The organism is Fictibacillus barbaricus (assembly GCF_031457135.1).
Taxonomy (GTDB): Bacteria; Bacillota; Bacilli; order Bacillales; family Fictibacillaceae; genus Fictibacillus; species Fictibacillus barbaricus_A.
In genome coordinates this window covers 87,851-103,527 of record NZ_JAVDWA010000001.1, presented here as the reverse complement: position 1 = coordinate 103,527, position 15,677 = coordinate 87,851, and the positions used below count along the sequence as shown (strand labels likewise).

The following is a 15,677-nucleotide window of genomic DNA, read 5'->3' as shown; positions in this document are numbered from 1 at the left end:
GAGTTATGTCATGAAACAACAGGTTTACTATCAGTTTTCGTGTTAGATGCTGGTTGACCTTTTTTCTCAAAAGCTCTGAACATGATGAAATAAATTCCAGCACTTATCAAAGCTAATAAAAACAGTAAATAAAAGGTGTTATGAAAACCGATCCACATCGTTAAAGGGATAGTGATAGGTGCAATTGTACGCCCGATTGAAAAGCGAAGGCCTGCAGCCGCGAAATATTGCCCCCTCATATTCTCAGGTGCTAGCTTTGAAATAAAACTTTCTTGAATACCCACCACCATAAGTTCAGCGGTCGTAAAGATTACCATTGCACCAAACAGCACCCACATGATTGTTGTGCCGCCAAATACAAGCATCGATACGCCGTACAACATAGTAGATAAAATGAATACTCTTCCCTCATTGAAACGGTTCATCCATTTTGCGATCCAAACCGTACATAAAGCTACAAGCAATCCATTTAATGAAATCAGGTAACCGAATACTTTTTCACCTGTTAAAGAAAAATCCCAGTTTCCTAATGCAATCAACGTTTGCTCAGGTACTTTTTCAGTTGTATAGACGGCTAGCAATAAATCCATTTGCATAAATGTTTGTGCAACTAGAATCCCAGCTAATACAAAAAGCAAGAATAACTTATCACTTGCTATGACACGATAATCCTTAAGCTGTGCCCATACTGCTTCATTCCATTTCTTTTCGGTCCCCACCTGTTCAAGTATCTCTTTTTTCACTGGTACCGTTTCTCGAATATATTTTGCCAATACAAATGCAAGGACTATGCTTACGAGTAAACAAGCTAATAGCAGTTCAAAGCGGTAAGAGAAGAAGAAAATACTTCCCAAAATAGGACCAAATACAACAGAAATGTTAATAGAGGTATAAAACACCGCAAACACTTCACTTCTATTCTTCTCTTCTACTACGTCAGCAATCATCGCATGACTAGCAGGCCAGTAGAGAGAACCGAACAATCCTAATGCAGAAAAGGCTATAAAAGTTAATACCGGTGAATCGAGCCAGGGAGAATTTGCGGCAACAAAGAACACGAACGTTACAGCCTGCCCCCATGCTGAAATGACCATCATCTTTTTACGTCCATACCGATCGGCGCAATATCCGCCAACAAGGTTCGTAATGACTCCTACAATTTGCGAAAGAACCAGCAATATACCTGCCGTTTCTTTTCCAAGCTCATCTGAAAAATAGATGGCCATAAACGGAAAAAACATCCAAAATAATAAATTTACAAAAAACTCGCCTATCAAGCGGACTTTAATATTTGTATCCCAGTCTTTCCATTTCATGATGTTCACTCTTTTCTCTAGTTTTAATATGGCTGTATTTACTTTGTTGCTCTTGAAAGTAGTTGATTTCCGTTCCAGGATGCTTGCTTTCCGGGGGTGTGCGGTGAGCCTCCTAAGCGCTTTGCACTTTCAGGAGTCTCACCTGTCCCACTAATCCCCCAGGAGTCTCGCACCTTGCACTCCAATCAACTTGATCTTGAAGAAAATAAACTAAATGGCAAAAACAACATTTTCTTTCGATGAGAGCCATTTATAAAAAAGCGTTTCCAAGCATCTTCTTATTGAGCCTTTGAGTGAATAATGGGATTTCACAACCAAAAAAAGCCCATAGGTACACACTCTAAACCATGTGCATACTACAGGCTTCTTAATAAAAAGGCTGAGATGACACAAGGAAGATTGCTCAAAAGAAGGTAGAACGCATAACAAAACAAACCTATCCTAAAAAGGATGTGGTAGTTATTTCGCTAGGTTGCCTGCCTTAATTTGAACAATGATTTCCATGAGTCACTGCCTCCTGAATTGTTTTTCTACATTTCCAAATTTACCACAATTTCAAATATTTCACAATTGTTTTACCAGATTAATTTTTGGCAAATTCCGCATGAAAAAGGGGTTTATATAATGATCTATTTTCAAGTGCGAACTGCTTGTCAGTAAACTCACCAGGCTGCACTTTATCCAGAGCACGGTCCATCATATTCATTCGAGCATCAAAATTATCAATCATATGAAGGATTTCTGCTTCTCTGATCAACGGCTGTTTCGGGCTTCCCCATTCCGGTTTACTATGATGGCTCAAAACGAGATGCTGAAGAACCGTAACTTCTTCCCCTGCTATTTCCAGTTCCTTTGCTGCCATTCCGATTTCATTGACCATAATCGTAATATGACCAAGCAGCTTGCCTTCCAATGTATATGACGCAGCCACAGGTCCTGATAACTCAATCACTTTACCAAGATCATGCAGAATAATCCCTGAATACAGCAAGTCAGTATCTAAAGAAGGATAGAGCTGACTGAAGGATCTGGCCATGTTCAGCATGGACACGACATGAAAGGCTAACCCTGATACAAATTCGTGATGATTTTTAACAGCTGCCGGGTATTCCAGAAATTCGTTTTGATACTTTTTTAAAAGATGCCTCGTAATTCGCTGGATATTTGGATTTTTCATCTCAAATATGTACTGTGTAATCGTCTCGACCATTTCCTCTTGTGTAAGAGGAGCAGTCTCAAGAAAATCACTGATCTTTACACCATCAAGTTCCGTTGCAGGGCGGATCGCTTTAAGCTTCAGCTGCATTTTCCCTCTGTAATTGCCCATCTCACCAGATAGTTTTACGATGGCTTGAGCCGCATACAGCTCCTCATCTTCAGGTGAACTGTCCCATAATTTAGCCTCAACATCTCCTGTTTGATCTTGCAAGATCAAAGTCAGAAATGGTTTGCCATTACTTGCCGTTCCCTTTACAGATGATTTGACTAAAAAGAATCCGTCTACCATCTCTCCTACTTTATAAAAAGCAAGTCCTTTTTTCATTGTTCCACCCCGCCTTTCTTTGTTTCAGTATATCATACTGTTTTAATGATTCATGCACGAGAACACCCTCTTGTACACAAATGATGAGCAGCGGGGAAATAGGCCCCGAACCGCTCTTAGCATCAAATCTTTTAATCTTCTGTTTGACTGTTTTTCAATGGAAGCTTTATCTGAAAGGCAACTCCATTATTTATATTCACTGCAGTGACTTTTCCTTCGTGAAGTTCAGCAATTCTTTTTACAATTGCAAGCCCAAGGCCAAACTGTCCCTTATTTCCTTTTCTGAATGGCTGGAAAATCTCGTCACCTTTCACCTCTGTAAGCTGTTCGCCATCATTGAACACCTCAATGATGAATGAATTTCCTTTATGATAAGCAGAAAGGCGGATCGTCTTTTGGGCATACCGCAATGCATTCTGAACAAGATTATCCAGTAAGATGCTCCATTGTTCTTCATCACCGTGAATCATATAATGGCCACCGGTAACTTCAAAGTGAATATCTTCCCGCTGATACATAAATCGCTCTACATTTTCTTCTGCCAGATCACCAAATCTAAAGTCTTCTTTCGTAACGATATCAAGTTTCATAGCATCAAGCTTCGTATAATACAGCATGTTCTGCACGCGTTTTTCCATACGGCGGGTTTCGTTTAAGATCACGTCCATCATATCTTCCGTTGTTTCTTTTGGCATAATGCCGTCTTTTACAGACTGGGCATAGCTTTTTATAGTCATGATCGGTGTCTTAAGCTCGTGTGAAGCATGCTGAATAAATGTCTTTTGCGCATAATCATGTCTTAAAAGATTTTGCCGCATATCCTCAAATTGCTTAGAAAGAACAAAGAACTCATCATCACCGTTCCAATAAAAAGGTTCTTGCCAATTCCGTTTAGCAATTTGCTCAAACCGTTTGCCCAAAATAGCTAGAGGTGAACGAAGATACCTTGCAAGCCAAATGGCAGGTATGATAGAAAAAATACCTGTTATGATCAAAATAATAACAAGTCTGATCCAAAGTCTGTTCACCATCTGGTCACGATAAGTGTCCCACATATATGAAATTAAAAATCCGCCTCGCCCTTGTTCGTCTTTCACTTTTGAAATCTCATAAAAGAGTGTCGCATCCTCATAGCTCAGCTCGTATCTAGCTTGAACCTTTTTTTGCTTAAATGCATTCTCTGCCATCTCATCTAAGACATTATCTTCCGGAACAGCCCCTCGTAGATCTGGATATTGATTAGAAATCAAAAAATGTCCTACTGAACGGGCGGCGTTTCTCCTTGCAATAAACTCGCTAGGTGACTCCTTTTTTTTAGGTATCTCCCTTTCGTCAAAAATGATTTTCTCTTGTTCATTTTCTATGATGCGATACGTTTCTTCTGTTAGTGTGTCTTTGATCGAAAGAGGATAGATAATGGCAGTCGTAACTCCAATCGTAAACAGCAGCAAAACAAAAGATAACCAAATTCGCTGTGTAAGATTCAGGCGGATCATGAGGGAATGATCCTGTAGCCTGAACCGTATACGGTTTCCAGATTAAGCCGTGGCATCTTTTTGCGCACGCGGCGGATGACATCATCAACAGCACGCTCTGAACCGAAGTAATCTGTTCCCCATACCGCCTCTAAGATCTCTTCCCTTTTCCTTGCCTTCCCTTTGTTTTCGATTAAATAAAGAAGGACATCCAGCTCTTTTCCAGTAAGATTAATCAGTTCATCGTCCCGTGTGATCTTTCTGGAAATTGGATCAAGTGTATAACCTGTAATTTCAATGATCTGAGGAATCCGGTTACCTGTCTCATATATTCTTGTCAGAAGTTTTTTTACCCGTATTACAAGCTCCCGGGGCATAAATGGTTTTGCTAAATAATCGTCACTTCCAAGCTCAAGACCTACAATACGGTCAAGGTCTTGATCTCTGGCCGATATGAAAATGACAGGCGTATCTGATTTTTGTTTGATTTTCTTAATAATTTCATAACCGTCCATCCCAGGCAGCATAATGTCTAAAATCCAAAGATGGGGAGGTGAAGTCTCAAGATTTAATAGAGCTTCTTCTCCATTATGAAAAACCTCAACATTCCAGCCTTCTTTTTTCATATAGGCTTGTAATACTTGAGCAAGATCTTTTTCATCTTCTACTAAATAAATGGAATATTCATTTGACATAAGCTTATCTGCACTCTCCTTTGTTACTTTTCAGCAAGTATCGAATGGCTTGGCCAATGAATAAGCGGAACAGATGGAACGATGGAATGAAGATGAGAATGACAGGTAAAGAACAAAATTTGCCGATCGTGCGCAGCCTCTCCGATGAGAGCCATGGTTCTTTTCGTTCTTTTCTCGTCAAAGTTCACCGCAATATCATCCATAAAAATAGGAAATCCAGCCGGTCCTGCATTCTTGACAACTGCCAGTCTGATGGCTAAATAGACTTGCTCTGCCGTTCCCCTGCTTAATTCGCTCGGTGAGAATCGGGTTCCATCAGCTTTAACCAGCAGCATTTCATTTGATGCTGTAAAGATAATGGATTTGTACTCCCCTTCTGTAATCTTATTGAAGTAAAGGCTTGAAGACTCCAAAACTGCCGGCAGCTTCGTTTTTTGATAGTGCTCTTTTACAACTTGCAGAGCATGCTGTGCCAAACGGTATCCTGCCCATTTCTTTACAAGCTGGTTCCATTCTTCCTTCATCAGTTCGTATCTATGAAGATGCTCTGAATAGCTGCCGTCTTCTAAAAGCTTTTTCATTTCCCAATCTAGTTTAGCCCGTTCTTCTGTAGCAGATTGATAAGCAGTTATCCATTCCTCTACTTTTGCTTCACAAGATTTCATTAATTGAAGGGTTTCCTCATATTGATCCGTAATCTGTTCAGCCATCGACTCTATTCCATTATCTGATATTCCTAAAGATCGTAGTTGATTATGTGTCATTTCCCATTCTTTAGTGGATTCTGTGTATGCTTTTACTTTTTCTCCCTTTAGATAAAAGTCCTTTTCGTTATTTACCCTGGCTTCTTTCCATAATAGACCCATTTGATTGTATACATGCTCACTCTTCTTTTCAAAAGCTTCTTTCCGTTGAAAAAGCTCAATTCGGTTCTTATCCAGAAGTTCTTTTTCCGCCATTTTTCTCAGCTGTTCCTGCAATGCATGATTCGATTCAGCAACTGCTTCTTTTAAGTCTTCCCCTGCCTTGATTTGCAAGATGGATAATAAATGAATGGCTGCATCCTCAAATAGAGAAGAATTTTTAGCAGCTTCTTTTACCTGCTGTCTGACATTTTCTTTTTGTTTATTCAGCTCTTTCAATTTATATAAATGATCGAGATACCCACTTAATAAAAGCTTATCCATATCTCCTGTATAGCCATGTTTCTCAGCCCATAATACAGTTTCATCATAGATGCGTGCTTCTTCGAGTTCGAGAAAATCCAACTGCTTTGCAAGCTGCATGTACACATTATTAACGTGCTTAAGCTCGGCTGATAACTGAATCCATTGTTTCCGGTTTACTTCGTCAGCAAGGTATTTCTGATTGGCTTGGAGAGTGTCCCCTGAAACTGATTTCTCTTTTTTAAACAGAAATAAAGTGATACCTATGGACAGGATTAAAAGGACAACTCCGCACGAAAGCACAAACGTATTGGGTGACGTCCAGCCAGACCATATTAATAATACCGCTGAAATAATAGGAAGCAGTGCTGCATATAGTGGGAAAACCATTCTTTGAGTCTTATTCTTTTCTTGTTCAAAACGTGCAAACTCTTCTTCCGGTAAAAGAGTTTGTTTGAGTTCCGCTTCCTCTTTTTCCAAATCTTCCAGCTTTACTCTTGAATCCTCTAAGTCTTCTTCTAACCTTCTCTTTTTCTCCTTAACATTGAGCATTTGCTTCAACATTTGCTCATGTTCATTTATAGAAGTTAATGTTAATTCCAATTCCTGCAGCTCATTTGGACGCCATGTTTCACCTATCGCTTCAGTAATTCCGCTTTCTTCATTTTCTATATGTGACACCGTTCGTTCAAACTCCATTAATTGCTTTTGTAAATGCTCATATTCTGGGAGTTTATTTAACAACTGTTTAATTTCTTTCTGGTTTTCAATCCATCTTTCCTCAATATTTAAGGCAGTCTGCTCTTCTTCAATGGACAACAGCCGCTCACTTAAATAGTTCAGCTCTCCCTCTACTATTGATAATTCTTTTTGCCATTGCTCATAGCGATGTATTCCATTTTCAGGAAATACCATCTGCTCCGCATCAAAGGTATCTATTTGAAGCTTTAATTGCTTATATTTTTCCAGAACAGGCTGCAATTCAAACAAGCGTTTCATTGATCCAAGTTCCTTTTGAAACCCCTTTAATTCAACCGCTTTTTGTTCCATTTCCTTTTCTAACTGTTCCTTCTTTTCATTAAGAAGCTGGTAGTTTTCATTCCGTATCCGATAGTCATGCAGCGTTTGCTCCATCTCTTTTAATTTTTCCATTTTTTCATTAATAACTGGTTTTTTCCCGGCTTTTTTAAATAACTCACCTTGTTTTTTTTCAAACGTCTGTTCAATTTCAAGTAAATCACGGTCCCCTGAAATTGCGGTGCTCATCAAAAAATTACCCAGTTCATCAGACGTTAGTTTATCCAGCTTTTGCAAACCGTCGAGCCCGAAACAATAAGCCCCTTCAAACAATGATTGATCCATTCCATCTAAAAGATCTGTCAAAAAAGCTGCTTCTTTCTGCTGACCTGTTTCATCATAAATCGAAATATCACCGGACACTTTTGTGCCTTCTACTCTTTCAATCGTCCATCTTCCTAAACGAGGATGTTCAACAGTCATTTTCCCGCCTATACGGTTTCCGTTCTTCGGTTCATAGCGCCGTTTTGACTGATTTTTTGCTGGAAAACCAAAAAGCATACATTTCATAAAATCCATCAGTGTTGTTTTGCCTGCTTCGTTTTCACCAAACAAAAGCTGTAAATGAGAAGGTTCGAGGGTAAGCTTGCAATCTTGCAAAACACCAAAATGATAAATATGTACGGATAATACTTTCATTCATCTCACCTTCCTTTGTATAATTCCGATAAAATAAGCTGTTCTGCCTGTTTCCGGACCATTTCCCAATCTTCTTCTTCAAATGAAACAAAGCGTCTGGCCGTCTTATGTGATGTTAGTTCAGACAGCGCTTTTTCAAGTTCCGTTTCATCCTCTAATACGTCCATTAAATCATGGTAAAATCCTGATTGTTTAATTGATTCTTCTCCTGTTACGGATGGAATTGTTTCATTTTTAACAGAAACCACATACACAAAAGAAGACTGAGCATCTTCTTCCCTTAATATTTCTTCAAGATCCTCTAAAAAAGAACCATCTAAAAGCTGTTCATATAGAGGTGCTGCTCCCGCAAGTTTTAAATTTAGAAAGACACCTTTGTTTGCTTTTCGGAAGCTTTCTTTTAAGTTTTCACAATGAATGATTAAATCTTGATGCCGTTCGAATTCTTGCACGTCAACGATTTCCTCGTGCCATTCAATATCTGAAGCTGCAATGAAACGGCTCTCTGTTTCATTTCCGTTCAATGTAACGATGTATCCGCCCTTTTCACCCGTCTCACCGCTATGTCTTCCTTGTATGTTTCCTGAATAACGGATAGGGGGCTCATGATACAGATCCATTTTTTTATGTATGTGTCCTAGCGCCCAATAGTTATATCCTTTTTTCACAAGCTCAGATATTAAAAAAGGAGCGTAACGGCTATGCCCGCTATATCCGTCTGCTTGTCCGTGCAGAACACCAATATGATACAATTCATCCTTCTTTTCTGGATACAAAGTTGTCCGGTTATCTGTTATCGCTGCCGTTTCATAACTAAATCCATGAATACACGCTAATTTTTTTCCCTCTTTTTCATAGAAATAGCTTTCAATCTTGTTCCCGCCAAAAAAGTGAACATTTTCTGGCCAGTCAAGTGAAACCCACTGGCCGTCCAGTGGATCATGGTTACCGTGGCAAATGTACACTTGGATTCCATGTGACTGCAATCTTTGAAAACAATTCTTTAGGAAGGATTGCGCTTTTAAGCTTCGCTGCCCGCTATCATAAAGATCTCCTGCGATCACGACAAAATCTACTTTTTCAGAAATCGCAATATCAACTAATCTTTTAAAAGATAAAAATGTGCTTTCAAACAACCGTTTAAAAAATTCTTCCGGCAAGGCAGATAATCCTTTGAAAGGACTGTCCAAATGCAAGTCTGCACAGTGTAAAAATTTAATCATTTTCACTCATCCTCTTTTTCTAGCATTCTTCCCTTTATTTTATCATATATACGAAAGCACGTTCGTAAAAAGAAAATCATCCCATAAAGGTCTTTTTTAAAGTGACGCATTCAGAAAACCTTTTAAATAAAATCAATCTTTGTTGCTCTTGTATGTTCTTGACCTCCGTTACAGGATGCTCAATATTCTTCTAGTAAAGAGCGTTAAAAAAAGAGACAAAAAAAAGAGGACCTAAATGTCCCCTTTTACTTATTTGGCTATATTCTTTTTCTCCTGTTTTGACAATAAAACGGCTTGTTTAAATAGTTTTAAAGACGGTGCATTTCCATACATCAGGACACCCCCGCGATAAACGCGTGCACCAATTATAGCAAAAAGAACAATTGCTCCGGCTAATACCCCTATTCCAAGAGCAACTTCCCAAATCGGAAGTGAGAGCATCCCCACACGCAATAACATGAGCATTGGCGTAAATAATGGGAAAAAGGATGCTGCTGCAACAAAGCCGGATTCAGGATTTTCTCTTCCGTACATCGCAATCATAAAGGCTGCTACGATAAAGATCACAACTGGTGTCATAAAACTATTCACTTCTTCTACTCTGCTAATCAACGAACCAATCATGGCAAATAAAGTCGCATATAAGAAAAATCCTAATAGAAAGAAGATTAATGCATATACGATTAAAGAAACCGGCATATCGTTAAGCTTTAGCTCTTTTATAATACTGTCATTGCCGCTCAGTCGTCCGTTCAATTTTACTGCTGCAAAACCAGATGCCACAAATAAAGCTAATTGTGTAAGGGCAAGAAGGACAATACCAAAAATCTTTCCAAACATCTGTTTAACTGGCGAGATGCTCGAAATCAATATTTCCATCACACGTGATGACTTTTCAGTAGCAACTTCGACCGCAATCATACTGCCGTACATCATGACCGACATGTACATGAAGAAAAGCACTACATATACAAGAACATATACTTGAGCCGCTTCTTCTTCACTTTTGGCTGTTGTAGACAATGATTCTTTATCAAAACCTACAGGCAAATAAATGGCTGCAAGCTGCTCTTGGTTCAAGCCGATCGATTCCGCTGCCATTTTTGTCTTAATTTGCTGCAAAGCCGTTTGAATGTCTGTAATCAGATCCTGCTTCGTTACATCTTCTGCTTTATATTTTGCTGATATCATCCCATTCGCATCTTGTTCGAGAATCAGTAATCCGTCTAGTTTGCCATCTTGGACTCGTTTTTCGGCCACTTTCTCAGATTGCTTAAATTCCTCAAGTTTAAATTCATCGTCATACTGTTTTACTTGGGATTGAAGCGGCGCAAAAGCGTTACCCATTTTATCAATAACGGCGACTCTTGATACATCATCACCGCTAAATACTTTCACGATTTCGTTCATGTTGCTTACAACAAACATCAATGCAATTGTTATAATTGTGGAGATTAGAAAAGGTTTAGATTTAATTTTTGAACGGTATGTATGCATCATGACGGTTATAAATTTACTCATGTACAACACCTACCTTTTCAATAAAAATATCATTTAATGAAGGTTCTTCAAGTTCAAATTTCCGAACAAACCCTTTTGATTGAATCGCTTGAAACAATTCAGCCGCAACTTCCTCACGCTCAATTTGAAGTGTAATTCCATCTGCAGTTAAACGATGCTTAACCACCCCCGGTATAGCACTTAAGTAGCTAAGATCAAAATCGGCACGAACGGAAACATTTTTCTTTCCAAATGACCTTTTAATTTCTCTTAACTTGCCTTGTTCAACGGATTCTCCTTTATGCATAATGCATAAATGCTCACACAGTTCTTCAACATGCTCCATTCTGTGGCTGGAAAACACAATGGTAGTACCTTGATTTTTAAGCTCTAGTACAGCACCTTTTAGCAGTTCAACATTCACCGGATCCAGTCCGCTGAAAGGTTCGTCTAGAATGAGCAGCTCTGGTTTATGCAGTACGGCTGCAATGAATTGAATTTTTTGCTGATTTCCTTTTGATAAAGACTCCACTTTTTTATTCAAGTATTCTTCCGCATTAAAACGTTTTAACCAATTTAATGTCTGCTCTTGTATAAAAGAGCGATTCATTCCACGTAACTGTCCTAAATAAATGAGCTGTTCCCTCACTGTCAGCTTAGGATACAAGCCTCTTTCCTCAGGTAAATATCCAACAAGATTGCTCGTTTCATAAGTAATTTCTTTGTCTTTCCAAGCAATATCTCCATGAGACGGTGTTAATAATCCAAGTATCATTCGGAATGTTGTCGTTTTACCAGCACCATTTGCACCTAATAATCCAAAAATTTCACCAGTTGGAATATTTAAATTCAAATCGTTTACTGCCGTAAAGGATCCAAACCTCTTTTTAACATTATTTATGGTTAACATTGAATTCCCCTCCCGCTGTAAAATATACCATATTATTCCTATATACGTACCTTTTTTATTGAAGTTTCATAATAATTCTGTTCTTTTGCAGGAGTTATTCAACCAAACGTTGAAGAAACGTTGTACAGACGAAAGGGGTTTAGACGATCATGAATACATACGCACTAACTGCTTACGAAAAGAACGGTGAAAAAATATTGGATGAGGTCATTACAGCTACAAACGACTCAGAAGCAAAACAGCAAGGAGAGGCACGTTTGGCAGAATTGAACTTTCAAGAAAAAACACATCGCCTGACTTCACCAAAAGGACAACTGCTTCTTTTCCATCGCTAATGAAACCTATGGAAACGAGGGAAAAAACAATGAGTGAAGTGATCATTCGAGAAGCTAGATATGAAGACAGTTATGAACTTTCATACTTAATGGGGGAACTCGGATATCCAACTGCTCCTGAAGAAATGACGGAACGATTAGAAACTCTTCTCCCAAACCAAGATTACGCCTGTTTTGTTTCCTGTATTAATGATCAAGTCATCGGAATGATTGGTTTAACTAAAGGAATCTATTTCGAAAAAAATGGCTGCTATGCGAGAATTTCCGCTCTTGTTGTGAGTGAAGAATTTCGCGGGAACGGAATCGGCAAACAGCTCGTCCGGCACGGAGAAGATTGGGCTAAAGAACAAGGCTGTACAGCGATCCTATTAAACAGCGGAAAACAGCGTACAGACACTCATGAATTTTACCGGAGCCTAGACTACGATGATACAGGATTGCGTTTTATAAAAGTGATGCTGTAAAACAAGACCACCTAGAAGACAATGCATCTGCACTTACTCGGTGGCACTCATAGTATTCGTGCAAGTATTCCTCGTCACTGACGAAGAGATTTGCTGCTCATCAATTAACAATCAATAGTTGTAGATTTAGAAGCAAGAAGGTCGAGGAAATAAAGGTTCGAGGAATGGAGCGTATTCCAATACGTGAATACCGGAGAATCAAAATTGACGAAGAGATTCGAAGTTTATCAATTAACAAACATTGTTAATTTAGAAACAAGAAGGTCAAGGAAGTGAAGGGTTCGAGGCGCGGAGTGTAGTCCTCCTACATGAGCACTTAGAATACAATGCACCTGCGCTTACTCGGTGCAACTCGAAGTATTCGTGCAAGTATTCCTCGTCACTGACGTTGAGATTCGAAGTTTATCAATTAACAATCAATAGTTGTAGATTTAGAAGCAAGAAGGTCGAGGAAATAAAGGTTCGAGGAATGGAGCGTATTCCAATACGTGAATACTGGAGAATCAAAATTGACGAAGAGATTCGAAGCTTATCAATCTACAACAAAAGAACCGGATGCTGGATCATAGCACCCGGTTCTTTTTATTTTTCCCGTTCAATTGTTGACCCCGTTAAAGCAAGATGTTTATTTAAGATTTACCCACACACTCTTCACTTCTGTGTAGTTGTTTAGTGCATATGAGCCCATCTCACGGCCGATACCTGATTGCTTGTATCCGCCAAATGGTGATGCAGCATCGAATGCATTGTAGCAGTTCACCCATACAGTACCAGCACGTAATTTGCTAGATACGTAGTGAGCTGTTTTTAAGTTTTCAGTCCATAATCCAGCAGCAAGACCATACTCAGAGTCATTTGCACGAGCAATTACATCGTCAAGATCGTCAAATGGCATTGCAGCTACAACTGGTCCGAAAATTTCTTCTTTTGCGATGGTCATCTTGTCATCAACATCAGCAAAAATTGTAGGCTCTACGAAATATCCTTTATCAAATGGTACAGATCCTCCAGACAGAAGTTCTGCCCCTTCGTCTTTACCTTTTTGGATATAGCTAAGAACACGGTTATGCTGTTCTTGTGATACGAGAGGTCCCATATTCGTTTCCGGATCTAATCCAGGACCTTGTTTGATTTTTTTAGCATGAGACACGAGGTCTGCTACTACATTATCAAACGATTTTTTCTGGATATATAGACGCGATCCAGCACAGCAAACTTGTCCTTGGTTGAACATGATTCCGCTAAGTGCACCAGGTACTGCGCGGCTCATATCAGCATCAGGAAGAATGATGTTCGGAGATTTACCGCCAAGCTCAAGCGTAACACGCTTTAATGAATTAGAAGCGTTGCGCATGATTAGCTTACCTACTTCAGTTGAACCCGTAAATGCAATTTTATCTACATTTGGATGATCAACTAAAGCAGCTCCTGTATCCCCAGCACCCGTTACAACGTTTAGCACACCCTCAGGGAATCCTGCTTCATGTGCCAATTGCGCTAAGTAAAGTGCAGAAAGTGGAGTTTGCTCTGCAGGCTTCAACACTACTGTACATCCAGTAGCAAGTGCTGCTCCCAGCTTCCATGCTGCCATTAATAGCGGGAAGTTCCAAGGAATGATTTGTCCAACTACACCAAGAGCTTCATGACGTGTATAGTTGAAGAAGCTTCCTGCAACAGGAATCGTTTGTCCAACAATTTTTGTTGACCAACCTGCATAATAACGGAAGTGTTCGATTGCTAACGGAACGTCGGCATTCGTTGTTTCACCGATCGGCTTTCCATTATCAAGCGTATCCAATTGTGCTAGTTCTTCTTTATTTTGTTCCATTAAATCAGCTAGTTTGTAAATTAAGTAACTGCGCTTTGATGCAGGCATCTTTGACCAATAGCCTGTGTCGAATGCTTGTCTAGCAGCTTTAACTGCTTTATCGATGTCCTCTTTTCCACCTTCTGATACAACCGCAAGTACTTCTCCAGTTGCAGGGTTTACTGTTTCAAATGTTTTTCCGCTTGCTGAGCTGACCCATTCTCCATTGATAAAATGTTTTTTCGTTCCGTTCAGGAACTCTGCCACCTTTGGTTTTAATTGTAGGTCTAATGTTTTTTCCATTTGAATCCTCCCTTTACAAAGTGAATCTTACATAAATATAATTCGTCACGATTCATGAAAACCCTTTCATATTCTACATTTGTAATAAAATTGAAACCTTTTTGACAAATTCCCACAAAAATATGTCGAACATCTAAGAAATTGGTACCTTTGTGATTGCCGTCTAGCGCGCTTATTTCTCTTACCGCGCGCATAAATTCCGTACGGCACGCTTATTCCAGCTTAATTCGCCTATAAACCTCATCGGGCTGTACAAATACTCCATTTAAATAGAAAAATACTCTTCCCGGACTTAATCGTCCAAGAAGAGCACTTATATTTTATAAAAGCACTATCTTTTTAATGTTTGGAAGCGCATCTGCTTTCGGAATACTTCTTTTATCATGTATGGAACGCCAAGCTGATCGTTGGTTCGTGTAATCCATTTAGCTTTTCCCTTTACCTCTTCCGGCGCATTTGCCATGGCAACGCCAAGGCCAGCAAATTCAATCATATCCATATCATTATAAGAATCCCCGATAGCTACCATTTCATTTGGAGCGATTCCTAATTTTTCTCCCAGGAAACGTAAAGCATTCCCTTTTGTCACTTTTTTTGCCGTAATTTCTAAATTACTTTTTGTAGACGCCGAATACTCAAACTCTGGCATTTGTTCTTTTAAGTATTTTTGAGCAGATTCACATTCTTTTTCATCAAAAAACTGTACATCGATTTTAGGTGGAGAAATTTCTTGTGATAATACGTGATCACCAAGATTTTCAGTAAATGAAACAGGATAGAATAAAGGATCGCCTGTACTTAAGGTTAACTTAGCAACGAGCTGGCTTTTTTGCTTTAGCTGATTACCAACTGAATACCGTTCATGAACAACACGCATGTGACATTCATAATTCTCTAATATGTCTACAATTCTAAACGTATCCTCTACAGATAACCGGTTTTCATATATCGGCTCATCAAGAGAAGATGCAATAAAACCGCCATTATGACTTATAAGGTAATTATTAATCTTTAAAGCTTTTGCGATTTTCTGTGTGGATGGAAAGCTCCTTCCTGAAGCAAGTGTTACATACACACCCTTTTTCTGTACATAATCGATGGCTTCTCTCGTTTCCCTGTCCATACGGAAATTGCTTCGCAGTAGGGTTCCGTCGATGTCAATCGCCAGTAATCGGTATACCATGATGCTCCCCCCTTTTAATGCGAAAAAGTATAAAGACTCGA

The 15,677-nt window shown here is 39.2% G+C and carries 12 protein-coding genes; 2 read left to right on the top strand and 10 right to left on the bottom strand.

Annotated features, from left to right (window positions below; genetic code table 11):
* Positions 1-8: 8 nt before the first annotated feature.
* The 8 genes from J2X07_RS00550 to J2X07_RS00515 all read right to left on the bottom strand — a co-directional run bounded on the left by J2X07_RS00550 (position 9) and on the right by J2X07_RS00515 (position 11,544).
* The gene (locus tag J2X07_RS00550; protein WP_310255533.1) at positions 9-1,316 is read right to left on the bottom strand and encodes an MDR family MFS transporter; all 1,308 of its coding nucleotides are present in this window, start codon (positions 1,314-1,316) and stop codon (positions 9-11) included.
* A gap of 583 nt (positions 1,317-1,899) precedes the next feature.
* Positions 1,900-2,859 carry a 3'-5' exoribonuclease YhaM gene (gene yhaM / locus J2X07_RS00545; protein WP_310255531.1) on the bottom strand — a complete coding sequence of 320 codons (960 nt, stop codon included), beginning with the start codon at positions 2,857-2,859 and terminating at the stop codon, positions 1,900-1,902.
* Positions 2,860-2,990: 131 nt separating this feature from the next.
* Positions 2,991-4,355 carry a HAMP domain-containing sensor histidine kinase gene (locus J2X07_RS00540; protein ID WP_310255529.1) on the bottom strand — a complete coding sequence of 455 codons (1,365 nt, stop codon included), beginning with the start codon at positions 4,353-4,355 and terminating at the stop codon, positions 2,991-2,993.
* Positions 4,352-5,029 (bottom strand): response regulator transcription factor, encoded by a 678-nt coding sequence (locus J2X07_RS00535; protein WP_310255525.1) that lies wholly within the window; start codon positions 5,027-5,029, stop codon positions 4,352-4,354. The genes J2X07_RS00540 and J2X07_RS00535 overlap by 4 nt, the downstream gene beginning before the upstream one ends.
* Before the next feature lie 23 nt (positions 5,030-5,052).
* On the bottom strand, positions 5,053-7,911 hold the full coding sequence (locus J2X07_RS00530; protein WP_310255523.1) for an ATP-binding protein: 2,859 nt from the start codon (positions 7,909-7,911) through the stop codon (positions 5,053-5,055).
* Between the two features lie 5 nt (positions 7,912-7,916).
* Positions 7,917-9,134 (bottom strand): metallophosphoesterase family protein, encoded by a 1,218-nt coding sequence (locus J2X07_RS00525; protein ID WP_310255521.1) that lies wholly within the window; start codon positions 9,132-9,134, stop codon positions 7,917-7,919.
* A 249-nt stretch (positions 9,135-9,383) separates the two neighbouring features.
* Complete coding sequence (locus J2X07_RS00520) at positions 9,384-10,655, bottom strand: ABC transporter permease (RefSeq protein ID WP_310255519.1); 1,272 nt, start codon at positions 10,653-10,655, stop codon at positions 9,384-9,386.
* Positions 10,648-11,544 (bottom strand): ABC transporter ATP-binding protein, encoded by an 897-nt coding sequence (locus tag J2X07_RS00515; RefSeq protein ID WP_310255517.1) that lies wholly within the window; start codon positions 11,542-11,544, stop codon positions 10,648-10,650. Before J2X07_RS00515 ends, J2X07_RS00520 begins: the two co-directional genes overlap by 8 nt.
* A gap of 149 nt (positions 11,545-11,693) precedes the next feature.
* Between J2X07_RS00515 and J2X07_RS00510 the strand changes: the two genes are divergently transcribed.
* Both J2X07_RS00510 and J2X07_RS00505 read left to right on the top strand, forming a co-directional pair.
* A complete protein-coding gene (locus J2X07_RS00510; RefSeq protein ID WP_310255515.1) occupies positions 11,694-11,879 on the top strand; it encodes a YhzD family protein in 186 nt (61 codons plus the stop codon).
* A gap of 29 nt (positions 11,880-11,908) precedes the next feature.
* Entirely contained in the window at positions 11,909-12,343 is a 435-nt protein-coding gene (locus J2X07_RS00505; protein WP_310255512.1) for a GNAT family N-acetyltransferase, read from the top strand.
* Between the two features lie 625 nt (positions 12,344-12,968).
* On the opposite strand, the gene J2X07_RS00500 is transcribed toward J2X07_RS00505, so the two are convergent.
* Entirely contained in the window at positions 12,969-14,453 is a 1,485-nt protein-coding gene (locus J2X07_RS00500; RefSeq protein WP_310255510.1) for an aldehyde dehydrogenase family protein, read from the bottom strand.
* Between the two features lie 331 nt (positions 14,454-14,784).
* Positions 14,785-15,636 carry a Cof-type HAD-IIB family hydrolase gene (locus J2X07_RS00495; RefSeq protein ID WP_310255509.1) on the bottom strand — a complete coding sequence of 284 codons (852 nt, stop codon included), beginning with the start codon at positions 15,634-15,636 and terminating at the stop codon, positions 14,785-14,787.
* Positions 15,637-15,677: the final 41 nt, after the last annotated feature.